21 protein-coding genes are annotated in these 25,477 nt (G+C 30.9%); all 21 read right to left on the minus strand.

Features of this window, described 5'->3' with window-relative positions; translation table 11 throughout:
- Window positions 1-1,397 precede the first annotated feature (1,397 nt).
- A complete protein-coding gene (locus J3359_RS13530; protein WP_208077377.1) occupies window positions 1,398-1,928 on the minus strand; it encodes a hypothetical protein in 531 nt (176 codons plus the stop codon).
- 1,325 nt (window positions 1,929-3,253) lie between these two features.
- Window positions 3,254-3,754: a hypothetical protein gene (locus J3359_RS13535; RefSeq protein WP_208077378.1), complete on the minus strand. Its 501-nt coding sequence runs from the start codon at window positions 3,752-3,754 to the stop codon at window positions 3,254-3,256.
- A gap of 1,122 nt (window positions 3,755-4,876) precedes the next feature.
- On the minus strand, window positions 4,877-5,212 hold the full coding sequence (locus tag J3359_RS13540) for a hypothetical protein (protein WP_208077379.1): 336 nt from the start codon (window positions 5,210-5,212) through the stop codon (window positions 4,877-4,879).
- A 498-nt stretch (window positions 5,213-5,710) separates the two neighbouring features.
- The gene (locus J3359_RS13545) at window positions 5,711-6,124 is read right to left on the minus strand and encodes a hypothetical protein (RefSeq protein WP_208077380.1); all 414 of its coding nucleotides are present in this window, start codon (window positions 6,122-6,124) and stop codon (window positions 5,711-5,713) included.
- A gap of 4 nt (window positions 6,125-6,128) precedes the next feature.
- Window positions 6,129-6,866, minus strand: coding sequence for a hypothetical protein (locus J3359_RS13550; protein ID WP_208077381.1), 738 nt, complete (start codon window positions 6,864-6,866; stop codon window positions 6,129-6,131).
- 60 nt (window positions 6,867-6,926) lie between these two features.
- The gene (locus J3359_RS13555; protein ID WP_208077382.1) at window positions 6,927-7,304 is read right to left on the minus strand and encodes a DCC1-like thiol-disulfide oxidoreductase family protein; all 378 of its coding nucleotides are present in this window, start codon (window positions 7,302-7,304) and stop codon (window positions 6,927-6,929) included.
- Window positions 7,301-9,661: an outer membrane beta-barrel family protein gene (locus J3359_RS13560; protein WP_208077383.1), complete on the minus strand. Its 2,361-nt coding sequence runs from the start codon at window positions 9,659-9,661 to the stop codon at window positions 7,301-7,303. Before J3359_RS13560 ends, J3359_RS13555 begins: the two co-directional genes overlap by 4 nt.
- Entirely contained in the window at window positions 9,658-10,539 is an 882-nt protein-coding gene (locus J3359_RS13565) for an HTTM domain-containing protein (RefSeq protein ID WP_208077384.1), read from the minus strand. The genes J3359_RS13560 and J3359_RS13565 overlap by 4 nt, the downstream gene beginning before the upstream one ends.
- Window positions 10,529-11,125 carry a DUF5819 family protein gene (locus J3359_RS13570; protein ID WP_208077385.1) on the minus strand — a complete coding sequence of 199 codons (597 nt, stop codon included), beginning with the start codon at window positions 11,123-11,125 and terminating at the stop codon, window positions 10,529-10,531. The genes J3359_RS13565 and J3359_RS13570 overlap by 11 nt, the downstream gene beginning before the upstream one ends.
- A 58-nt stretch (window positions 11,126-11,183) precedes the next feature.
- Window positions 11,184-11,408, minus strand: a complete 225-nt coding sequence (locus J3359_RS13575) for a hypothetical protein (RefSeq protein ID WP_208077386.1) — start codon at window positions 11,406-11,408, stop codon at window positions 11,184-11,186.
- Window positions 11,409-11,481: 73 nt separating this feature from the next.
- The gene (locus tag J3359_RS13580; protein ID WP_208077387.1) at window positions 11,482-11,697 is read right to left on the minus strand and encodes a hypothetical protein; all 216 of its coding nucleotides are present in this window, start codon (window positions 11,695-11,697) and stop codon (window positions 11,482-11,484) included.
- 635 nt (window positions 11,698-12,332) lie between these two features.
- Entirely contained in the window at window positions 12,333-12,842 is a 510-nt protein-coding gene (locus J3359_RS13585) for a hypothetical protein (RefSeq protein WP_208077388.1), read from the minus strand.
- A 1,077-nt stretch (window positions 12,843-13,919) separates the two neighbouring features.
- Window positions 13,920-14,573 carry a DUF4272 domain-containing protein gene (locus J3359_RS13590; protein ID WP_208077389.1) on the minus strand — a complete coding sequence of 218 codons (654 nt, stop codon included), beginning with the start codon at window positions 14,571-14,573 and terminating at the stop codon, window positions 13,920-13,922.
- Window positions 14,574-15,265: 692 nt separating this feature from the next.
- Complete coding sequence (locus J3359_RS13595) at window positions 15,266-15,547, minus strand: hypothetical protein (RefSeq protein ID WP_208077390.1); 282 nt, start codon at window positions 15,545-15,547, stop codon at window positions 15,266-15,268.
- Window positions 15,548-16,166: 619 nt separating this feature from the next.
- Window positions 16,167-16,415: a hypothetical protein gene (locus tag J3359_RS13600; RefSeq protein ID WP_208077391.1), complete on the minus strand. Its 249-nt coding sequence runs from the start codon at window positions 16,413-16,415 to the stop codon at window positions 16,167-16,169.
- 94 nt (window positions 16,416-16,509) lie between these two features.
- Window positions 16,510-17,928 carry a serine hydrolase domain-containing protein gene (locus tag J3359_RS13605; protein ID WP_208077392.1) on the minus strand — a complete coding sequence of 473 codons (1,419 nt, stop codon included), beginning with the start codon at window positions 17,926-17,928 and terminating at the stop codon, window positions 16,510-16,512.
- Window positions 17,929-18,741: 813 nt separating this feature from the next.
- Complete coding sequence (locus J3359_RS13610; protein ID WP_496559658.1) at window positions 18,742-19,467, minus strand: PH domain-containing protein; 726 nt, start codon at window positions 19,465-19,467, stop codon at window positions 18,742-18,744.
- Window positions 19,468-20,216: 749 nt separating this feature from the next.
- Window positions 20,217-20,489, minus strand: coding sequence for a hypothetical protein (locus tag J3359_RS13615; protein ID WP_208077394.1), 273 nt, complete (start codon window positions 20,487-20,489; stop codon window positions 20,217-20,219).
- Window positions 20,490-22,163: 1,674 nt separating this feature from the next.
- Window positions 22,164-22,604, minus strand: a complete 441-nt coding sequence (locus J3359_RS13620) for a DinB family protein (protein ID WP_208077395.1) — start codon at window positions 22,602-22,604, stop codon at window positions 22,164-22,166.
- A 185-nt stretch (window positions 22,605-22,789) separates the two neighbouring features.
- The gene (locus J3359_RS13625) at window positions 22,790-23,506 is read right to left on the minus strand and encodes a hypothetical protein (RefSeq protein ID WP_208077396.1); all 717 of its coding nucleotides are present in this window, start codon (window positions 23,504-23,506) and stop codon (window positions 22,790-22,792) included.
- Between the two features lie 1,208 nt (window positions 23,507-24,714).
- A complete protein-coding gene (locus J3359_RS13630; RefSeq protein ID WP_208077397.1) occupies window positions 24,715-25,473 on the minus strand; it encodes a dienelactone hydrolase family protein in 759 nt (252 codons plus the stop codon).
- Between the last annotated feature and the right edge of the window lie 4 nt (window positions 25,474-25,477).

Below are 25,477 nucleotides of genomic sequence, written 5' to 3' on the forward strand. Positions count from 1 at the left end.
TTTCAATTCCGAAACTTCGAAAGAGTAGTTTTTCACATTTTATAAACTCAACATTTTGCTAAAATTCCGATTATCGAGAGAGTGTTTCACAATTTTTAAATTCCTTTTTTAGCTTTAAAAACTCAATTTTCAATTCAGGTTTTGAGTGAGTGAGCTATATTTGGCAACGTGTTTGTATAAGAATAGTTGCGGTTTTGTGCGCGAGGAATTTCAGCATGAAATTCAGAAGTGTGCAAAATTGCAACTACCTTTGGTTAAGCTAAAATTAGCAATTATTTTTATACTTTGTTGCCAAATGTAGTTTTTTTCATTGTTAATTTGAGTTTTTGTTAATTCCTCATTTTTTATTTTTCAAGTTTGAGTAAGAATCCCGCTAATTTTCTAAATTCAGTTTCCGAAATTTTGGGATTGAGTGATAATTCCACCATTTAGTTTTCAATTCCGAAACTTCGAAAGAGTAGTTTTTCACATTTTATAAACTCAACATTTTGCTAAAATTCCGATTATCGAGAGAGTGTTTCACAATTTTTAAATTCCTTTTTTAGCTTTAAAAACTCAATTTTCAATTCAGGTTTTGAGTGAGTGAGCTATATTTGGCAACGTGTTTGTATAAGAATAGTTGCGATTTTGTGCGCGAGGAATTTCAGCATGAAATTCAGAAGTGTGCAAAATTGCAACTACCTTTGGTTAAGCTAAACTTAGCAATTATTTTTATACTTTGTTGGCAACCGTTTTTCCTTTGGCGCTCTGCTTTTTCACGTCAACTTTAATTCAGCCGTTTTTATTCTTTAAACGACCAATTTAGTCAATTCTGCTTAATTCTTTTTACGGTTTTCCACATTCCGATTCTGTTTTTTCCTTTTCAGATACATTTTCGTAGATAAACACAGCTTTTCGGATTATTACTTAAAAATCCAAAAAAAATTCGATTCTTTTTCCGCTGATTTTTTCCGTCCGAGTAAAATTCGGCGCAATAGTTTTCGGTTCAGTTTTTTATTCCGCAATAATTTTCACGTTTCTTATGCGTTTCGCTTGTCAGAAATTCGCTTAAAACTCAAAAATTTTCGGTTCAGCTTTTAGTCGGCAAAAAATCCGTTTTCATTCGGTTTTGTATTCAGTTCAGTTTGTCAATTCCGTAATTCAATTCCGCCCACAATATTTTTTTCGGTTCTATTTGGCTGGATTTTTCAAATGTTTACGGATTTTTCTTAAATGGTTGCCAACGTTGTTGTGTAAGAAAAGTTGCGTGTTTCAAGCAATAAAGTTACTAAACAAAACATAAACCAAGAAAATCCGCGAGGATTTTCGTAAGTATGATAAAACCAGCAATTTTTTTTACACGGTGTTACAAACAGTTTTTTTTATCTAAAATATTAAATTTATATACAATGTTTAAATTAAAAATCATCGTTAATAACTGGTCCGTTATAATGTCCAACTACTGTTACAGAATTCCATTTAAATGTATAATCAATGTCAATATTTGTTACTATATCATCACCAGTTGAAGTTATAGAATTAATTTCTACATTACCTGAAATAAATCTTTCATCCTGATGCCAATATCCAGAAGCAATATGAACTTCATCTGCATTAGAGTTATCTTGGAAATGAATAAATTGGTAGCCGTGAATTCCAAATTTAGAATTTGTTCCATTAGAAGTAGAATATTGTCCTTCAATTAATGGACCATTTTGAACATCAGATCCCGAATCTAAATAAAAACTACCAAAATGTGCCTCTGGCAAGTTTGTGTTATCTGTATTGGAAAAAATTAAATGATATGGTGAACTTCTACTTTCAGTTCCTGCAAAAGATGTTTCGTAAAATGTGCCATTAAAATTAAATCCATTTCGGTTCTCAACTCCATTATCTTCAGAAGTACAAGATAAATTTATAAATATTATTATTCCGAGAAGTAAATTCATTTTTTTCATTCGTAATCTTGGTTTTAATTGTTTGTAACGTGTTTGTATAAGAATAGTTGCGGTTTTGTACGCGAGGAATTTCAGCATGAAATTCAGAAGTGTGCAAAATTGCAACTACTTTCGGTTAGGCTAAAATTAGCAATTATTTTTATACTTTGTTGCAAAATCGTTGTTTTTTCAGTTTATAATTCCGTCTTATTTTCCTTTTTCTCTCTTTAAAATTTCAACTTTTGAGTAATTTTCTCACTATTTTTTATTCAGAGTTTGAGTAAATTCCACAGTTTAGATTTTTTGTCTTTCCTCAATTCGAAAACTTCCTATATTCAGATTTTGAGTAAGAAATCCGCCAAACTTATTTTCAGAATTCGAGTAAGTTCAAACATTTTAAATTCCAAATTTTCTGATTATTTCTAAAATTTTCGAGCGAGAGAGTGTTCCACAATTTTCATTTTTTCTAAATTTTAAAAAATAAAATCTCAAAATTATTTATTCAGTTTGAGTGATTTTCACAAACTTGCTCGACAATGTTTTGCAACGTTTTTGTATAAGAATAGTTGCGGTTTTGTACGCGAGGAATTTCAGCATGAAATTCAGAAGTGTGCAAAATTGCAACTACCTTTGGTTTAGCCAAAATAGCAATTATTTTTATACTTTGTTGGCAACCGTTTTTCCTTTGTCGCTCTGCTTTTTCACGTCAGCTTTAATTCAGTCGTTTTTATTCTTTAAACGACCAATTTAGTCAATTCTGCTTAATTCTTTTTACGGTTTTCCACATTCCGATTCTGCTTTTTCCTTTTCAGATTCATTTTCGTAGATAAACACAAACTTTTCGGATTATTACTTAAAAATCAAAAAAAATTCGATTCTTTTTCCGCTGATTTTTTCCGTCCGAGTAAAATTCGGCGCAATAGTTTTCGGTTCAGTTTTTTATTCCGCAATAATTTTCAGGTTTCTTATGCGTTTCGCTTGTCAGAAATCGGCTTAAAACTCAAAAATTTTCGGTTCAGCTTTTAGTCGGCAAAAAATCCGTTTTCATTCGGTTTTGTATTCAGTTCAGTTTGTCAATTCCGCAATTCAATTCCGCCCACAATATTTTTTCGGTTCTATTTGGCTGGATTTTTCAAATGTTTACGGATTTTTCTTAAATGGTTGCCAACGGTCTTGTATATGGCTCGTAGCGTGCAAATTAGCGATAACTTTTCGGTTAAGCACGAGCCGAATTTTTTAATTTTTTTTCACCTTATTTTCTCAAAAAACCAAATTAAAAAATTTGGCGGACTTCCAAATATGCCGAAACTTCGATTGAGCAACTGCCCAGCTATGAGCTATATACGTTGTTGCCACACGTTTTTTATCAGTCGTTTTAATTTTCTGTCAGTTATTCTCAATTGTACAAATCCACATTTACCAGCCACTCCATAAACCGCTTGTGCAGTTTCCTTATTAAATTCAGTCCATATCCGTTCTACATTTTCGGAATTTAGTTTATCCACAACAATGCTTAATTCAGGTCGGTCATTTAGATTTACAATAATCGAACGTCTTTTTTTGTAATGTAAAACGAATAAAATTTTACAACCACATTCAATTCCGTTTTTGTTTTTATGTTCGTTGAAAATCGTTGGCGAATGTGCTGTCTTAATTTTCGGTTCAGATTGTTCGTAAATCGAGTCAGATTTGATTTTAGATTTTATCAATTCAATCCGTTCAGCTTTGGATTCCGCTTTTTCATATTCCGCTTTCCATAGTTGATTTTCCGATTGTAAATCACAATCAGAAGTTTCGTTTTCTTGACCATAAGTCATTCCGAAAACTAAAATTGTCAATATGTACAGAATTTTTCTCAAATGTGTGGCAACGTGTTTGTATAAGAATAGTTGCGGTTTTGTACGCGAGGAATTTCAGCATGAAATTCAGAAGTGTGCAAAACTGCAACTGCCTTCGGTTAAGCTAAAATAGCAATTATTTTTATGCGTTGTTAGCAAATGTTTTTTTTCATTCTTCTTTGTTCATTAATAAATCCCAAAATTCAGCTTTTGAGTAAGAACTCCACAATTTTTCATTTTCTGCTCAATTTCTCAAACTTGCTCAATTTTACGATTCCTTGTAAATTCCGCAATTTTGGTTTTTCGGGTCTAAGAAAATTCTCACGTTTTATAATTCCACATTTGAGTAAATTCCCACGCAAAATTTTACGAGCGAGCGAGTGCTCAGCATTTTGAAATTCCTTTTTTGTGATAAAATCTATTAATTTTAATTCACTATTTTTCAGCGTTTGAGTGAGAACAATATTTGCTAACGTGTTTGTATAAGAATAGTTGCGGTTTTGTACACGAGGAATTTCAGAATGAAATTCAGAAGTGTGCAAAATTGCAACTGCTTTTGGTTTAGCTAAAATAGCAATTATTTTTATGCGTTGTTAGCAAATGTTTTTTTTCATTCTCCTTTGTTCATTAATTGAATCCCAAAATTCAGCTTTTGAGTAAGAATTCCGCAATTTATATTTTTCATTTTCTGCTCAATTTCTCAAACTTGCTCAATTTCACGATTCCTTGGAAATTCCGCAATTTTGGTTTTTCGAGTCTAAGAAAATTCTCACGTTTTATAATTCCACATTTGAGTAAATTCCCACGCAAAATTTTACGAACGAGAGAGTGCTCAGCATTTTGAAATTCCTTTTTTGTGATAAAATCTATTAATTTTAATTCACTATTTTTCAGCGTTTGAGTGAGAACAATATTTGCTAACGTGTTTGTATAAGAATAGTTGCGGTTTTGTACGCGAGGAATTTCAGCATGAAATTCAGAAGTGTGCAAAACTGCAACTGCCTTCGGTTAAGCTAAAATAGCAATTATTTTTATGCGTTGTTAGCAAATGTTTTTTTTCATTCTTCTTTGTTCATTAATAAATCCCAAAATTCAGCTTTTGAGTAAGAACTCCACAATTTTTCATTTTCTGCTCAATTTCTCAAACTTGCTCAATTTTACGATTCCTTGTAAATTCCGCAATTTTGGTTTTTCGGGTCTAAGAAAATTCTCACGTTTTATAATTCCACATTTGAGTAAATTCCCACGCAAAATTTTACGAGCGAGCGAGTGCTCAGCATTTTGAAATTCCTTTTTTGTGATAAAATCTATTAATTTTAATTCACTATTTTTCAGCGTTTGAGTGAGAACAATATTTGCTAACGTTTTTGTATAAGAATAGTTGCGATTTTGTGCACGAGGAATTTCAGCATGAAATTCAGAAGTGTGCAAAATTGCAACTACCTTTGGTTTAGCCAAAATAGCAATTATTTTTATACTTTGTTGGCAACCGTTTTTCCTTTGTCGCTTTGCTTTTTCACGTCAGCTTTAATTCAGCCATTTTTATTCTTTAAACGACCAATTTAGTCAATTCTGCTTAATTCTTTTTACGGTTTTCCACATTCCGATTCTGCTTTTTCCTTTTCAGATTCATTTTCGTAGATAAACACAAACTTTTCGGATTATTACTTAAAAATCAAAAAAAATTCGATTCTTTTTCCGCTGATTTTTTCCGTCCGAGTAAAATTCGGCGCAATAGTTTTCGGTTCAGTTTTTTATTCCGCAATAATTTTCACGTTTCTTATGCGTTTCGCTTGTCAGAAATCGGCTTAAAACTCAAAAATTTTCGGTTCAGCTTTTAGTCGGCAAAAAATCCGTTTTCATTCGGTTTTGTATTCAGTTCAGTTTGTCAATTCCGCAATTCAATTCCGCCCACAATATTTTTTTCGGTTCTATTTGGCTGGATTTTTCAAATGTTTACGGATTTTTCTTAAATGGTTGCCAACGGATAGGTATATATTTAGTTGCGTGATTTATGCCTGTACTTTGTAAATATGCCATTACTTTTGGATTTACCCTAAACGTTCTTGAAAATGCCATAAGGAGCAATTGAATATATACCATGTTGTAAGCAGCCTTCCTATATTCTTTTCGTTCATTTGGGGTTGAAGTTTGTAAATTATTATCTGTAGTTTGAAAAGTTTTAAATTCAGTCTGTAGTTTTATTTTTTCAGTTGGGAGAAGTATAAACGCAGTTGTTAATTTTATATTTGCAGTTAGTAACTTTTTAAAATCAGTTACAAAAAGTATAATTGCGGGTGCTTGTTTTACAATAGCAGTTGTAAAAATGTTTGTTACAGCTACCTGATTTATAATCGATGTTGCAAACATTATATTATCTCTTGATTACTTTAAATTCTAAGCCACTTACTTGTTGGTATTGTGGGCTTTTTGCCCCGAATACGCTTTTTACATATTGCTTTACTTCTTTTGAAGTTTGTACCAAGCCTATTACAGGATTGTAAAGTGTGTTATTTCTATCTATCATTGCATTGGAATATTGGGTATAGGCGTTGATGAGATTGGTGTTCTTGGTTTGTAGGTCTTGTAACTTCGTTTGTAAGGTTGCGGTTTGGAGTTCTGTTTCGTTGGGTGCGTAAAGAGGATTTTGCAGTAATACTTCTATAAGGTTTGAGAAGTGGTCTATTAATCTGTCGTAGGATTGTTGAGAGGTTGAGATGGAATTGGTGCTTTGTGTTTCTTCTGAATTTTCTTCTGTTTCAGTTGTAGTTCTTTTGCTTGAACCTTGTAATTTTTTGTTGATAGATTTGGCATTACTTACTGCTAAAGGGTCTGCACCTGATATGGCAAAGCTGTTTACTATTCTTGTGGCTAGAGGTTTTAGGTCTGCAAAAGAGTTACGGCGTTCGTTAGTTGCATTATCAAAAGTAGTTTTTGTATTAGCGACTGCTTGTAATTTGGTTTGAGAGGTAGTATATAGATTTTCTAATTCCGCTAATGTTAGTCTTGGATTGGTAGGGTTATAGGTTGATCCATATCCTGTGCAAAACGAAATGAGGTCTTGGAAGTTGGCTACATTTTTAGAGTGTCCTGTTTCTGATGTTGATGCCATAATGATTAAGTTTAATGATTTTACATTACAAATTTATGAATATTTCAATAATAATCTTTATTAATTTTCTATATTACAGGTTTTTGAACTACAATGTAATGGAATTATTTTTCTTTTTATTGCTAATTGAACGTATAAATATTGCCCGATATTAGTTATTTTAAAAAAGTATAAAAAAGGGAAAATTAAAATTATAATGGGTAATCTAATTAAAATATGATAAATAGAATTGTAACCATAAAACCATTTATTATTTATTTTAGAAGCCATTTGTTTTTTTGCTAATTCTAAATCTATATCAGGAAGCTTGCTAATATCACTATTCAATCGTAATTTTCTTGTATCAATTAGATTAAAAAAATCAAGTTTTTTAACTAGATTTATAAATCTTGTGCAATTAGGACACCAATTATCATAAAAAACTATTATTTTTTTCATTTTACTCTTGATTTTAATTCTTCTGTAGTCTTATCATCTGTAGCACTTCCTTTTTTTATCCCTTTGTTAAATCTATATACTAAACTTAATCTAATCCAATGAGTATCAAACCTTTGAAAAATATTGGAAATCTGATTTACAATTATTGAATTATTATTTATTTTATACGTTCTTAAAATATCATTTCCAATAATTGATACACGCATTTTATTATCAAAAAAACTTTTACTTAAACTTGCATTCATAGAGAATAAATCATCTGTTTTATATGGACCTTGAATAAAAGGAGAAACATAATCAGTGGTTATTTCAAACTGAATATTTTTAGGTAAAGAAAAAGAATTTGTTGTTACGATTTGACCAGAAAAATTATCTGAAGCAATATTTATTGCATCATTACTTGAAGATATTTTATCATAGAAACCTATAGCGTTGATATTAAAATACCACCATTTTGTAAGGTCAAAAGATAAATTTGCATTTAGAGATAATGAATGTGTTTTATCTATATTAAGAGGAGTTAATATAGTATTTAGAGTTGCATTGTTTTGAATAGGTGTTTGATATATTGAATTATTAATTAATGAATATGCTATACTAAATATATAGTTTCGTTTATGAATAAATTGCAATTCTACTTGATTAGTTATACTTGATTTTAAATTAGGATTACCTATTAGCTGTGTATAAGGGTCTACATAATATGTGAATGGCATAAGATTGCTAAAACGAGGTCTGTTGATTCTTTTGGTATAGGATAGATTGAAATTATTATTGTCAGAATAATTAAACGCTATGTTTATAAAAGGAAAAAAGTTAGTCTGCTCTCTTTTTAATGTATATTCATTTTTTTTATCAAATCCTTTAGAAGGGTTATATTCTAAACGCCCTCCAAGTGTGAAATCAAATTTATTAATTGTCTTGTAGTATTGAAAATATCCTGCAACGATTTGCTCTCTATACAAATATCCGTTTGACTTATCGGAATCAAATGTTAAACTATTATTAATATTTTGGTAAAAATTATTTTCATTATCTATATCTTGATAAATGTATTTTAAACCCGTTTCAAAATGAGAAAGCGAATCAATAACTTGATTATAATCTAACTGCGATACTAGTAGGTTTACTTTATTAGGGGATATGTTTTGTAAGTTGTTAAAAGTATTTACTTGTGGAGTTTCTGTTGATATAAGATAAGAGCTATTATCAATATTATAATAGACATAATTGGACTTCAAAGTAATATCAGACTTCTTAAAATTCATTTTATAATTTGCTCCGAAATCAAAATTTTTAAGTTTATTATTACTCTGTTGATTAGAATAAACATTTGAGTATAATACATGAGAATTATCAAATAAATCTAAATTTGTGTTTTGATTAATATCCTCTTTGTATAATGAAATTGATGAATTTAATAATAAATTAGATTTTGAGAATTGATTTTCATATTGTGCATTAAGAGTATTTGAATTACCCTTAATTTTTGCATAAGTATTTTGGGTGGTATAGTTTTCCGTGAATTGTCTTTCTGTATCTGCATTTTCAAAATCTGTATTAAATGAATTTATATAGTATAACATAAATCTTTGCTTTTTTGTATTAAATTGACTTTTTAAGCCAAAATTTTGTTTATAATACTTTCCTTGTGTAGCATTTAAAGACGTGCCTATGTATATACCTTGCCTTTTTATTTTTTTTGTATTAATGTTTATTATTCCTCCGCTACCCCCTGCATCATATTTTGCCGAAGGGCTTGAGTTAATTTCTATATTGCTAACATCTTCTGCTGGAATACTTTTTAAAAGAGAAGATAATTCATTACCAGAAATATAAACAGTTTGTCCATCCATTTGAATTTGAATACCGTCTTTACCTTTTAATTTAAAACTACCATTTGCTTGATTATATGACACACCTGGTAATTTTGATAAAGTTTCAAATAAAGTGCCTGATGACATAATAGGGCTATTTTCAACGTTTACTTTTAGAACCCCATTTTTATTTTGAATTAATGGTTTTTTTGCAGTTATAACAACCTCGCCTAATTGATAAGAATTTTCTAAATAAATAATATCATTTTCTATAGATTGATTTAATATAATAGTATCGCATTGATTGTATAGATTTGAAATAACACAGCGTTCATAATTACCAGTTTCTACATTTTTAATTAAGAAAGTATTGTTTGTTGTATTTTGTGAATAAACCAAAGTAGAGTCTTTTATATTTGATAATATAATTAATAAATCTTCTTTTGAATCATTGTTTTCCACAACTCCTCCATAATTTATTGTTTGAGCAGAAACAATATTCGCTAATGACAGTGAAATAAGGAAATAAACTAATTTCATAAGTGAAGTCTTTTAAAGTATTTAAAGTTTTTAGTGTAAAAGTCATTATTAAAAAATATTGCATAACAAGAAATCATAACAAAGGAAAAGTTATCAATTTTCATCATAAAGAAAATTCCTAAATGTAAAATAATGCCTAAAATTATGTATGGCTTTCTCAATTTGGGAATCCATACTAAAATCGGAAATGTTAGTTGAAAAAAAATAGTGAACCAAGTCAAAAGTTTTACTACAAGAAGAGAACTTGTTATAAATTGATTTAAAATGGTAGGAGAAAAATCATTTGAGTTTAAAATATAATACAATGCTGTACCATTTTGCCAAACCTCACCTTGTAACTTATGAAGACCAGCAAAAAAGTAAATGAAACAAATTTGAATCATTATTGCATATGAAAAATATTTACTCAGGACACCGTCAATTTTTAAAAGATTTTTTCTTTGTAAAATTTTTTGTTTTAATTTTTCATATTTCTCACTAAAACTAAATGTGTTAACAAATAGGAAAAAAGGTAGCATTACAGATATTACATTGTCTGCTCCATCTAATAAATATATATTTCTTATTTTGAATACAAAAAGAAGAACAAATAAAACTATAACAGAAAACCGTTGTAAAACACCAAGTGTTAATAAAAGACTAAAAATAATACCTAAAAACAAATACAAGTATATAACTGTATTATTTGTAAAATCAAAAAAGAAATATTTAAAGCCGAAATAGTTAATAATATCTATATATGTCTCATACGAAATAATACCTTTTTGATTAAAAAGATATTTGCTGTTTATAGCATACACAATAAAGTCTTTGAAGATAAAAAAACCTATAAGAAACCTTAATATCGAAGCACCTATTTTGTATTTATTATAATTCATCTTTTTTTCCTAAATAAATGTTTTCAAGTTGTATATATTTTTTTTCTCCATATTTATTAGGGCTATTGGGCTTATTCAATGGTTCATCTATAAGATAAATATCAACTTTAATAGAATCAGTACTCTTAATGTTAGATAAGAATTTCAATTGTTTTTTAAGTACAATTTTGGAATAATTTAAAATAGATTCTAGACCATGACTATTCGATACATTAATATTTGAAAAGGATATTTTTTTTGATTCTAATTTTCTGAGTATATCATTATAACATTCGTTTTGATACTTTAATAGACGCTGATTGATATTGAATAAACTTAAAACACTTCCTTTTCTTACTTGTTCATGAATGTCTAAAGTTAAACTATCATTATTAATTTTATATTTTACAACAAAATATTGATTCCCTTTTGGCGGGTTCGGAGCAAACATACTCCAACTTTGCTCAAAATACGGTATAATGTAACTGTCATTAATATGCTTAGCAAAAGAATTGTTTATATACCCTAAATCTCTTAATTGTCCAATACTAATTAGCAAAAAGTGTAAAACTATCACTGATATTATTAAAATTTTTAATTTCTTCATAAATCTATTCATTTATAATAGTAAAGTAGAGCGTTATAAACGCTCTACTTTTTAATAACTACAGAGCAGCTTCTAATTTAGAGGCACTTGTTCTCGTTGTAGTAGTAGTGGTTGTTGTAGTCGTTCTTGTAGTTGTTGTTCTATTTCTACTTGCATCAAATATTGCAGTAGAATTTGAACCAGAAACTGAAGTGTCTACACTTTCGCCAACAGACGAATTGAACCCTGCTAAAGTAGCAACACCCAATACTCCACTTAAAACCAATGATTTTACTAAATTCATATCTTTAGATTTTATGTTAATAAATCCTTGAACAGTTTTTATTCTCCCACACAAGGCTCTACAGGAGTTTATTTTATAATTCTTTGAGAATGTCGTCATTTCCTCCAATTGTCTTAGTAGTTCTTAGTGTAATATTTGTTCCCTCGACTCTTTGAGTAATATTTCTACTTGATTTTGAAATGTCTAAATTTTTCTTGCCATCTATTAAGCAATTATTGCTATTTCCTAATTGGTTATTCAAATTACTAAAAATAGTAACTGAGATTATTAAAATAGTTAATGTTTTCATTTGTAATATATTTTGGTTTATACGTTCAGTTTGTCAAAGGTTGCTCACAACGTGTTTGTATAAGAATAGTTGCGGTTTTGTGCGCGAGGAATTTCAGCATGAAATTCAGAAGTGTGCAAAATTGCAACTACCTTTGGTTAAGCTAAAATTAGCAATTATTTTTATACTTTGTTAGCAAATGTTATTTTTTTTATTCTCCTTTGTTCATTAATTGAATCCCAAAATTCAGCTTTTGAGTAAGAATTCCGTAATTTATATTTTTCATTTTCTGCTCAATTTCTCAAACTTTCTAAATTTCACGATTGATTGGAAATTTCGCAATTTTGTTTTTTTTGAGTTTAAGAAAATTCTCACGTTTTATAATTCCACATTTGAGTAAATTCCCACGCAAAATTTTACGAGCGAGCGAGTGCTCAGCATTTTGAAATTCCTTTTTTGTGATAAAATCTATTAATTTTAATTCACTATTTTTCAGCGTTTGAGTGAGAACAATATTTGCTAACGTGTTTGTGTATGATTTCGTTGCGTGTTTAAGCACTAAAGTTAGCAAATAAATCACAGATAGAAAGTCCGCGAGGACTTTCGTAAGTAGGCTATAACTAGCAATGAATTATACACGGTGTTGTAGCACGTTTTTATTTTTTGTTATTCCACTCGTCATTTTCTTTCAATATGCTTTTTTCGTCTTTAATTTCTAAACGGTATTTGTTCAGATTGTCAATTAGTAGGGTAAAATTGGAAGATTCCTCAATCTTATGTTTGAAAAAATCGGCATCTACAAACTGTGTTAAAATGTCATCATCCTTATCAATACAATTTTTAATTTTTGCTTTGAGGTCAGTCAGATTATAAGTTCCTATTTGTTTCCAATTCAGATTTACATCAAATGATGGGTTGTAAATTGTTTTCGCCAAGAATCTATTCCATTTAGTGTTTTTGAATTTATCAGTTTTTTGCTCCAAAGTCAATATTTTCATATCGCTAGAATACATTTCCGAATCATCATTTTCTTGTATCAAGCTGTATGCACTTGCTTTGTTAAAAAACTTAATGGTTTCATCATTGATAATTTCAATTCCTCTGTTTTTGTAGATACAAATTAGAGGAAGTTCAGGCTTTTCAGATATTTGATTAATGTTCGTCATTCAAATGTGCTACAACGTTTTTGTATAAGAATAGTTGCGATTTTGTGCGTGAGGAATTTCAGCATGAAATTCAGAAGTGTGCAAAATTGCAACTACCTTTGGTTAAGCTAAAATTAGCAATTATTTTTATACTTTGTTGCCAAATGTAGTTTTTTTCATTGTTAATTTGAGTTTTTGTCAATTCCTCATTTTTTATTTTTCAAGTTTGAGTAAGAATCCCGCTAATTTTCTAAATTCAGTTTCCGAAATTTTGGGATTGAGTGATAATTCCACCATTTAGTTTTCAATTCCGAAACTTCGAAAGAGTAGTTTTTCACATTTTATAAACTCAACATTTTGCTAAAATTCCGATTATCGAGAGAGTGTTTCACAATTTTTAAATTCCTTTTTTAGCTTTAAAAACTCAATTTTCAATTCAGGTTTTGAGTGAGTGAGCTATATTTGGCAACGTTTTTGTATAAGAATAGTTGCGATTTTGTGCGCGAGGAATTTCAGCATGAAATTCAGAAGTGTGCAAAATTGCAACTACTTTTGGTTAGGCTAAAATTAGCAATTATTTTTATACTTTGTTAGCTTTAGTGCTTTTTTGTCCGTTTATTTTTTAGTCAATATTATATTTCGGTTGGCTTTTTAATTCCGCATTTTATTTTTTATTCAGCTCTACTTTCATTCCGAAAACTTGCTCAAATTCCGCTATATTTTTAGTTCAGATTTCGAGTGGGCAATTCCGCAACTTGCTAAATTCCGATTGAGTGAAATTCCGCTTTTTAATTCAGTTTTCGATTCCGCAAACGAGCTAAAAAGTCAGACGCAATTCAATTCAGAGTTTGAGTAATTATTCAGCTCAATATTCCGCATTTTATTTTTAAATTCTGCTTTAAATGACTTTTGATTTAAACCTGAAATTTTCGGTTTTGCAATGTCCCGAGCATTAAAGCTAACGTCTCTGTGTATGATGTGTTGCGTTGGTTAGCTTAAAGATAATAAACTATCACGAACCAGAGGAAAATCCGTAGGATTTTCCGAGTAGGCTAGAAGTAGCAATGCGTTATACACGTTGTTGTGCATAGTTGTTTTTTACGTATCAAGTGAAATCTCATTCCAGTCAATTTCTTTGTAAACTGTATATTCCAATGCTTTTCTTCTTTCCATTATTATGTCCAAATCAACTTTGTCCGATTGTTTTCCAGTCAAATTGTTATTTCGAGCAAACCAATGAGCACGATAGAACTTGTCCAACATTTCAAAGATTTCTATTTGATTTCTCAATTTGAATTCAGATATAAATTTTTCCGCTGGTTCATTTTTCGCTATGTTCGGAATTAATGAAGCAAGTGAATCTTCCACACCAGTGTTTAAAGTCAAATTATTGTGAATTCCGCCAACCCAAGCAAAAGTCCAAATGGCTTCTACAAACCAATAAATATCTATTTGAGTCTGTTCGGGTAATTCCGAATATTCCGTTTCCAAATATTCTAATTCTTCTTCGTTCAAATAGTCTATAAGTCTATTTTCCTCCAGCCATTTTTTGATTATGTCTCTTGGTGCTTGAAGGTGTAACTGAAATAATGCAGTTAGAACCATTGTTCTACGTGCAATTTCTCCTGGTTCTCTAAATTCAGGATTGTCCAAATAAGGTAAATGTTCAATCACCTCAATTCCGTTCGAACGCAATTGCTTTGTATTTCTATCCTTTATTTTTTCTGGTTTAATTTTCTTTTGGAACCACATTTTTCTTCAATTATGCACAACGTGTTTGTATAAGAATAGTTGCGATTTTGTACACGAGGAATTTCAGAATGAAATTCAGAAGTGTGCAAAATTGCAACTACCTTTGGTTAGGCTAAAATTAGCAATTATTTTTATACTTTGTTGCCAAATGTAGTTTTTTTCATTGTTAATTTGAGTTTTTGTCAATTCCTCATTTTTTATTTTTCAAGTTTGAGTAAGAATCCCGCTAATTTTCTAAATTCAGTTTCCGAAATTTTGGGATTGAGTGATAATTCCACCATTTAGTTTTCAATTCCGAAACTTCGAAAGAGTAGTTTTTCACATTTTATAAACTCAACATTTTGCTAAAATTCCGATTATCGAGAGAGTGTTTCACAATTTTTAAATTCCTTTTTTAGCTTTAAAAACTCAATTTTCAATTCAGGTTTTGAGTGAGTGAGCTATATTTGGCAACGTGTTTGTATAAGAATAGTTGCGGTTTTGCGCGCGAGGAATTTCAGCATGAAATTCAGAAGTGTGCAAAATTGCAACTACCTTTGGTTAAGCTAAAATTAGCAATTATTTTTATACTTTGTTAGCAAATGTTGTTTTTTTCATTCTCCTTAGTTCATTAATTAAATCCTAAAACTCAGTTTTTGAGTAAGAATTCCGTAATTTATATTTTTCATTTTCGGCTCAATTCCTCAAACTTGCTAAATTTCACGATTGATTGGAAATTCCGCAATTTTGTTTTTTTTGAGTTTAAGAAAATTCTCACGTTTTATAATTCCACATTTGAGTAAATTCCCATGCAAAATCTTACGAGCGAGAGAGTGCTCAGCATTTTGAAATTCCTTTTTTGTGATAAAATATATTAATTTTAATTCACTATTTTTCAGCGTTTGAGTGAGAACAATATTTGCTAACGTGTTTGTATAAGAATAGTTGCGATTTTGTGCGCGAGGAATTTCAGCATGAAATTCAGAAGTGTGCAAAATTGCAACGACCTTTGGTTAAGCTAAAATAGCAATTATTTTTATGCGTTGTTAGCAAATGTTGTTTTTTTCATTCTCCTTTGTTCATTAATTGAATCCAAAAATTCAGCTTTTGAGTAAGAATTCCGCAATTTATATTTTTCATTTTCTGCTCAATTTCTCAAACTTGCTAAATTTCACGATTGATTGGAAATTCCGCAATTTTGGTTTTTCGAGTTTGAGAAAATTCTCACGTTTTATAATTCCACATTTGAGTAAATTCCCACGCAAAATCTTACGATCGAGCGAGTGCTCAGCATTTTGAAATTCCTTTTTTGCGATAAAACCGATTAGTTTTAATTCACTATTTTTCAGCGTTTGAGTGAGAACAATATTTGCTAACGTGTTTGTATAAGAATAGTTGCGATTTTGTGCGCGAGGAATTTCAGCATGAAATTCAGAAGTGTGCAAAATTGCAACGACCTTTGGTTAAGCTAAAATAGCAATTATTTTTATGCGTTGTTAGCAAATGTTGTTTTTTTCATTCCCCTTAGTTCATTAATTAAATCCTAAAACTCAGCTTTTGAGTAAGAATTCCGCAATTTATATTTTTCATTTTCTGCTCAATTTCTCAAGCTTTCTAAATTTCACGATTGATTAGAAATTCCGCAATTTTGTTTTTTTTGAGTTTAAGAAAATTCTCACGTTTTATAATTCCACATTTGAGTAAATTCTCACGCAAAATCTTACGAGCGAGCGAGTGCTCAGCATTTTGAAATTCCTTTTTTGTGATAAAACCGATTAGTTTTAATTCACTATTTTTCAGCGTTTGAGTGAGAACAATATTTGCTAACGGTAAAGTATATGGCCAGTTGCGTTTACCGGTCATCGGTTTTCAGGTGTGTGTCTATAGTAAATCGTGGTAGAATTTCCCATTTATCGGAAAAGCAAGCAATTGGCTATATACAGTGTTATGCCACGTTTTATTCCGTTCGTTTGGCAATTATTTCCTGATTTTTCGAGCGTAAGACCATTCCACTTATTTTATTCTTGGATTTCTTGAATTCTATTTGTTCCTCTTCCGTTTTTAGGTAAAACTTGTCTTTTTCATAAGGTATTATTTCATATTCGACATTTGTCGGATTTTTCAAATATAGTCTGTCTTTCTTTTTTAAAATGGTCAGGTCAAAATTCGTTCCGTCAATTTTGTATGTGCCGATAAATTTGTGCAAATCATTTTCAGTTATTTTTATTTCTTTGAATTCTTTTGACACAAAAGACGGAATTGGTTTATAGTCTTTATTTCCGTCCATAAGTTCCGTGGCGAGAGCGGAAAGTACGGCTAAATGCCTTTCTGCTATAGTGTTTGCCATAAGATAAACTCCTGTCCTTGAGTTCAAATTTATATTGAAAGTTGCTACATAACCATCTTGTAGCCCACTATGGAACAAGTATGTTTTATCATTCTTTTTTTCAACTCCGATTCCCAAGCCGTAATATTCGTGTCCAAAACTTGTTTCGTGAAAAACTCCCATCGATTCTTCGCTCAAAAGTCTATTTTCCAGATATTTTCCTTTGTTTAGATGCGCAATTAAAAATCGAGACATTTGAGTTGGTGTCAAATACGTTAGTCCACCAGCTGGGTAGGGTTCGGAATATTGTTGAGCGATGGGGAATGAGTTATTATAAGCTAATTTGTAGGGTAGAGCCATTTCCTCAACGGTTTCGGGGGTTGGTTGGGTAAAATTTAAGTTATCTAAGCCTAATGGCTTTAAAATATTATCGTTTACATAGTCTCCATAGTTTTTACCCGTTATATTTTGAATAACCAAAGCAGAAATCACGAATCCATCATTGCAATATTCAAACTGCTTTTCGGGTTCTCTGACAGGTTTGACATTGTTGGCTATTTCTTTTAGCGATTTACGTTTTTCCTTGCTCCACAGGGGTACAAAATTAGCTGAAGCGGGCAATCCAGATTGATGCGATAGAAGATGTCTTATCGTAATCGGTTTGCTGTTTTCTGAAAATGATGTAATCGGGTTTTCGAGATAATCGTTTACCGGTTTGTCCAAGTCGACAAGTCCTTTTTCCACTAACTGCATAATTGCCATCGACATATATGGTTTAGCTGTCGAGCCGGTTGAATAGGTCGTTGAAGTTGTTGCAGGTGTTTTGGTCTTTACATTGGCATAACCAAATGCCTCCGCCCAAACTACATTTTCATCTCTTATCAAAGCAATTGAGATTGAAGGGATTCCAGTCTCCTCAATCATTCTTTTTATTTCCTTTGTTAGAATGTCCTTTGCGTATTCTGTTTGTGAAGGTTGTTCTTTGTTCTGTGCTTGGATGCTTGAAGCGAGAAGAATAGTTAAAACTAGGATAAATTTTATTTTTTCCATTTAGGTCTTGGTTTCTCTTAAGACGTTCGTTTATCTAGATTGTTACTTGAAGGACAAAATGTGGCATAACGGTCTTGTATAAGAATAGTTGCGGTTTTGTGCGCGAGGAATTTCAGCATGAAATTCAGAAGTGTGCAAAATTGCAACTACCTTTGGTTAAGCTAAAATTAGCAATTATTTTTATACTTTGTTGGCAATCGTTTTTCCTTTGTCGCTTTGCTTTTTCATGTCAGCTTTAATTCAGTCGTTTTTATTCTTTAAACGACCAATTTAGTCAATTCTGCTTAATTCTTTTTACGGTTTTCCACATTCCGATTCTGCTTTTTCCTTTTCAGATTCATTTTCGTAGATAAACACAAACTTTTCGGATTATTACTTAAAAATCAAAAAAAAAATTCGATTCTTTTTCCGCTGATTTTTTCCGTCCGAGTAAAATTCGGCGCAATAGTTTTCGGTTCAGTTTTTTATTCCGCAATAATTTTCACGTTTCTTATGCGTTTCACTTGTCAGAAATCGGCTTAAAACTCAAAAATTTTCGGTTCAGCTTTTAGTCGGTAAAAAATCCGTTTTCATTCGGTTTTGTATTCAGTTCAGTTTGTCAATTCCGTAATTCAATTCCGCCCACAATATTTTTTTCGGTTCTATTTGGCTGGATATTTCAAATGTTTACGGATTTTTCTTAAATGGTTGCCAACGGTTTTGTGTATGATTAGTGGCGTGTTTAAGTACCTAATTTAGCAAATAAAAACCGAATAGAAAATCCGTGAGGATTTTCGTAAGTAGGCTATAACCAGCCATTAATTATACACGTTGTTACCCAACGTTTTTATTTCCCATTATTATTTTAACTGCTTTGACAGCTTCTTTCTGATATTTTGATTTGTTAGCCAAAATTTCATTCAATTCCGTTTCAGATTTTGTTTTAAATTTTTCCACAAACTTTTCCGTTTGACTTTTTTCTTTTTTCCTTTCCAATTCTTGCTTTAAAGTTAAAGCTTCTTTAGAGTCGGATTTGTTAATGTATTGAAACATTCTAAACCTATACTTTGTATTCTCCACAATTGGTTCGTCGTGCAGAAAGTCCACAATTAAGTTTGAAATATAATATCTGTCTCCATTATTAAATTCCAAATCCCAGTATGCAAGGTCAGAGTTTATCATTTTCCAACGCATTGCATTGTCAATCCGATTTTTGTAATAAATTCCTAAATGATAAATTGAAGATTTTATTTCCGTTATTTTGTATTGTTTTAATACTCCGTTTTTGACAATTCCGATGCTATTATTTTTTGTGTCAATTTTAATTTTCGTATTCTTATTTTCTTTGTAATAGTTAAAATAAATAATGAAATTCGGTAGATTATAGATTAAGAAAATCACAGACATTATTTTGATAAACAAAAAGTCCAAAACAAATTGCTCTCCTTTTTTCAGATAATAATAAATAGGCGTTATTATTATTAAACCAATAACAAAATAAATATTCTCCCTCAAGAGGATTTTCAGAAGTTTGTTGTTATGTTCAAAGGTTTTTTTCAAATGTTGGGTAACGTGTTTGTATAAGAATAGTTGCGGTTTTGCGCGCGAGGAATTTCAGCATGAAATTCAGAAGTGTGCAAAATTGCAACTACCTTTGGTTAAGCTAAAATTAGCAATTATTTTTATACTTTGTTAGCTTTAGTGCTTTTTTGTCCGTTTATTTTTTAGTCAATATTATATTTCGGTCGGCTTTTTAATTCCGCATTTTATTTTTTATTCAGCTCGACTTTTATTCCGTAAACTTGCTCAAATTCCGCTATATTTTTAGTTCAGATTTCGAGTGGGCAATTCCGCAACTTGCTAAATTCCGATTGAGTGAAATTCCGCTTTTTAATTCAGTTTTCGATTCCGCAAACGAGCTAAAAAGTCAGACGCAATTCAATTCAGAGTTTGAGTAATTATTCAGCTCAATATTCCGCATTTTATTTTTAAATTCTGCTTTAAATGACTTTTGATTTAAACCTGAAATTTTCGGTTTTGCAATGTCCCGAGCATTAAAGCTAACGTTTTTGTATAAGAATAGTTGCGATTTTGTGCGCGAGGAATTTCAGCATGAAATTCAGAAGTGTGCAAAATTGCAACGACCTTTGGTTAAGCTAAAATAGCAATTATTTTTATGCGTTGTTAGCAAATGTTGTTTTTTTCATTCTCCTTAGTTCATTAATTAAATCCTAAAACTCAGCTTTTGAGTAAGAATTCCGCAATTTATATTTTTCATTTTCTGCTCAATTCCTCAAACTTGCTAAATTTCACGATTGATTGGAAATTCCGCAATTTTGTTTTTCGAGTTTAAGAAAATTCTCACGTTTTATAATTCCACATTTGAGTATATTCCCACGCAAAATCTTACGAGCGAGAGAGTGCTCAGCATTTTGAAATTCCTTTTTTGTGATAAAACCGATTAGTTTTAATTCACTATTTTTCAGCGTTTGAGTGAGAACAATATTTGCTAACGTTTTTGTATAAGAATAGTTGCGATTTTGTGCGCGAGGAATTTCAGCATGAAATTCAGAAGTGTGCAAAATTGCAACTACCTTTGGTTAAGCTAAAAGTAGCAATTATTTTTATGCGTTGTTAGCAAATGTTGTTTTTTTCATTCTCCTTAGTTTATTAATTAAATCCTAAAACTCAGCTTTTGAGTAAGAATTCCGTAATTTATATTTTTCATTTTCTGCTCAATTTCTCAAACTTGCTCAATTTCACGATTGATTGGAAATTCCGCAATTTTGGTTTTTCGAGTTTGAGAAAATTCTCACGTTTTATAATTCCACATTTGAGTAAATTCCCACGCAAAATCTTACGAGCGAGCGAGTGCTCAGCATTTTGAAATTCCTTTTTTGTGATAAAACCGATTAGTTTTAATTCACTATTTTTCAGCGTTTGAGTGAGAACAATATTTGCTAACGTGTTTGTATAAGAATAGTTGCGGTTTTGTGCGCGAGGAATTTCAGCATGAAATTCAGAAGTGTGCAAAATTGCAACTACCTTTAATTTAGCTAAAAATAGCAATTATTTTTATACTTTGTTGGCAACCGTTTTTCCTTTGTCGCTCTGCTTTTTCACGTCAGCTTTAATTCAGCCGTTTTTATTCTTTAAACGACCAATTTAGTCAATTCTGCTTAATTCTTTTTACGATTTTCCACATTCCGATTCTGCTTTTTCCTTTTCAGATTCATTTTCGTAGATAAACACAAACTTTTCGGATTATTACTTAAAAATCAAAAAAAAAATTCGATTCTTTTTCCGCTGATTTTTTCCGTCCGAGTAAAATTCGGCGCAATAGTTTTCGGTTCAGTTTTTTATTCCGCAATAATTTTCACGTTTCTTATGCGTTTCGCTTGTCAGAAATCGGCTTAAAACTCAAAAATTTTCGGTTCAGCTTTTAGTCGGCAAAAAATCCGTTTTCATTCGGTTTTGTATTCAGTTCAGTTTGTCAATTCCGCAATTCAATTCCGCCCACAATATTTTTTTCGGTTCTATTTGGCTGGATTTTTCAAATGTTTACGGATTTTTCTTAAATGGTTGCCAACGTTTTTGTATAAGAATAGTTGCGATTTTGTGCGCGAGGAATTTCAGCATGAAATTCAGAAGTGTGCAAAATTGCAACTACCTTTGGTTAAGCTAAAATTAGCAATTATTTTTATACTTTGTTGCCAAATGTAGTTTTTTTCATTGTTAATTTGAGTTTTTGTCAATTCCTCATTTTTTATTTTTCAAGTTTGAGTAAGAATCCCGCTAATTTTCTAAATTCAGTTTCCGAAATTTTGGGATTGAGTGATAATTCCACCATTTAGTTTTCAATTCCGAAACTTCGAAAGAGTAGTTTTTCACATTTTATAAACTCAACATTTTGCTAAAATTCCGATTATCGAGAGAGTGTTTCACAATTTTTAAATTCCTTTTTTAGCTTTAAAAACTCAATTTTCAATTCAGGTTTTGAGTGAGTGAGCTATATTTGGCAACGGTCGTGGCTATGAGTAGTGCGGGCGCAAACACGCACTTTCCTTTCGGTTGAGCACAGAGCCAAAACCTTGTTTCTTGCTTATTATTTTTTCTTTTTTAATGAGCCAAAACAAGGTTTTGGCGGTCATTGCAAATTAGCCATTATTTTTGGGTTAAGCACCTAATCCCGCATTACTTATAGCCGTTGTTGTGGTGCGTTTTTTCTTCATTCAGTTTTTCCTTTTTTATTCAGTTCAGCGTTTATAAAAAATGTAATCCGTAACGATTGGATGTATTCCGCTTTGTCTTAAATCAGATATAATTTGACCCTTATGATGGCTAAAATGATTTGCGATATGAAATAAAATCTGCTGTATTGAATTTCTGAATTCAGCTCCTTTAGAATTAGCGTAAATTATTATTTCAGTCAATTCACGTTCATCAATTATTTTCAGAGTTTGTTTATAATTTTCAGTATCAATCCGCTTGCATTCATCTAAAGTATGGTTTTCGTGAACGCCAAATGTTTGGCCATTGGTTATTCTTGCATTCCATATTTGTTGTGCGTTTATTGAATGTGATAAAAGCGGAATCGTACGTTTTGTTATTGCGTTTTCGTTTTCAGCAAGTTGCTCAATTAGCTTTTGATTAAAATGATTATGATATTCAAATATGTCTTTAAAGAATTCTTTCATTTTGCACGATTTCTAATGTCAGCACGATGTTTTTTCAAATGCACCACAACGGTCTAGTGTATGATTTCGTTGCGTGTTTAAGCACTAAAGTTAGCAAATAAATCACAGATAGAAAGTCCGCGAGGACTTTCGTAAGTAGGCTATAACTAGCAATGAATTATACACATTGTTGCCAGTAGTATTTTTTAATATACTCGATAGCCAACTAATTCCATTTTTCCGTTAAAATTCTGAAAATTGAAAGATTCATATTTCGCACGATTATTTTTCTGCCAATATCTATATTCAATAATATCTGTTAATTCGTTTGGGGAATCATTGAATTTAACTAATGCTTTATTAAGATATTCACGTTGTTTATTTTCAAATCCTAATTCTTTTATTTGCTCTAAAAAACTCAAAAACTGTTCGTAAGTAAACTCTTTAGTTATATTCGAATGTAAGTTTTTATAAAATTCAGAATAGTTTTCGTTGTTCAACATCTCAATTAGTTCCTCAACTTTTTTAGTTGATTCCAAAATTAATGTTTCATTTTTTTTCTGCTGTTTTTTTATTTCCTCTATCTGCTCAATAGTTACTTCTCGGATTTTTTCCAAATTCTTTGGTTTGTCAAATTTCGGATATCTGAATTGTATTATTAGTTTGTTTTCTTCTGGTCTTGTATTCGTAAAGAACTTCAATTCTTTAGTGTCTTTTGAGTCAAATCCACTAATTTTTGTTTTTAAAAATTCATTCCAATTCTGATTGACAATATCTTTACTCAACTTAACATTGTCTTCGTAATTCTCAAATATGTCAATATGCGCAATTTTGTCAATTTCAATGTGGTTCACTTGACTATTACAAGATGTAAAAATCAAAGTGATAATAAATAATTTTAGTACGATGTTTGTTTTTTTCATATTACTGGCAACGTGTTTGTATAAGAATAGTTGCGGTTTTGTGCGCGAGGAATTTCAGCATGAAATTCAGAAGTGTGCAAAATTGCAACGACCTTTGGTTAAGCTAAAATAGCAATTATTTTTATGCGTTGTTAGCAAATGTTGTTTTTTTCATTCTCCTTAGTTCATTAATTAAATCCTAAAACTCAGCTTTTGAGTAAGAATTCCGCAATTTATATTTTTCATTTTCTGCTCAATTTCTCAAGCTTTCTAAATTTCACGATTGATTGGAAATTCCGCAATTTTGTTTTTTTTGAGTTTAAGAAAATTCTCACGTTTTATAATTCCACATTTGAGTAAATTCCCACGCAAAATCTTACGAGCGAGAGAGTGCTCAGCATTTTGAAATTCCTTTTTTGTGATAAAACCGATTAGTTTTAATTCACTATTTTTCAGCGTTTGAGTGAGAACAATATTTGCTAACGTTTATGTATAAGAATAGTTGCGGTTTTGTACGCGAGGAATTTCAGCATGAAATTCAGAAGTGTGCAAAATTGCAACTACCTTTGGTTTAGCCAAAATAGCAATTATTTTTATACTTTGTTGGCAACCGTTTTTCCTTTGTCGCTTTGCTTTTTCACGTCAGCTTTAATTCAGTCGTTTTTATTCTTTAAACGACCAATTTAGTCAATTCTGCTTAATTCTTTTTACGGTTTTCCACATTCCGATTCTGCTTTTTCCTTTTCAGATTCATTTTCGTAGATAAACACAGCTTTTCGGATTATTACTTAAAAATCCAAAAAAAAAATTTCGATTCTTTTTCCGTCCGAGTAAAATTCGGCGCAATAGTTTTCGGTTCAGTTTTTTATTCCGCAATAATTTTCAGGTTTCTTATGCGTTTCGCTTGTCAGAAATCGGCTTAAAACTCAAAAATTTTCGGTTCAGCTTTTAGTCGGCAAAAAATCCGTTTTCATTCGGTTTTGTATTCAGTTCAGTTTGTCAATTCCGCAATTCAATTCCGCCCACAATATTTTTTTCGGTTCTATTTGGCTGGATTTTTCAAATGTTTACGGATTTTTCTTAAATGGTTGCCAACGGGTTTGTATATGAGCTGTGGCGTGCCTCGGCACAGACCTTTCCAAATAAAAACTGGCTTTGGAAAACCCGTAGGATTTTCCAAGTGAGGACTAACCAAGCCATAGCTTATATACTGTGTTGTGCGTAGTGTCTCAAAGTTTGTTTTTCAATATTTTTTGTATTCGTTCCCAAGCATTGTCTCTCGAAGACTTATCAAAAGTTAAAGGTCGCTGTTCGCAGAAGAATCCGTGTTTTGCTTGTGGATAAACTATTATCTCGTGACGAACGTTGTTGGAAGTCAAAGCCTCTGTCATTAATTCCAATTGTTCTTTTGTTATAAGGCTATCCTGCCCTCCAACAAAATAGTATAGTTGTCCATTGTTTTTTGCAATACCTGAAGTCAGCGTTACTGTTGGCTCTGGTTGACTTAATTTAATATCTTTGTTCACTATCCAACCTGCGTAAAAACAAATTGTAATTGAAAGGTCAAGTTTTGTTGCAGCCAAGTAAGCAATATGGCCTCCAATACTAAATCCAATAAAACCAATTTTTTTGGTACTTTTTTCCATTGATTTAAGAAAATCCATTGTGGCTTTTACATCTTTAAGTACTTCTTCACGTGAAAGTTGGTTCATCAATTCCATTCCTTTATTCCGACCTTCTGTGTCAAAAGAAAGTTCCAAATTTGGTTCTGTCCGATGATAAAAGTCAACAGCGATTGCTATGTAACCAAGCTTGGCGATTTTGTTTGTTATGTCCTTTATGTGTCCATTTACGCCAAAAATCTCCATTCCGATAATCACGCTCGGAAATTTCCCATCAGTTTCGGGTTGAGCTAAATAACCACTCATTTTGGAAGTGCTACCCTTGACTTGAATATGCACTTTTTTGCTTATTGTTTTGTGTTTCATAAAA

It is taken from the genome of Polaribacter cellanae (assembly GCF_017569185.1).
GTDB classification, from domain to species: Bacteria; Bacteroidota; Bacteroidia; order Flavobacteriales; family Flavobacteriaceae; genus Polaribacter; species Polaribacter cellanae.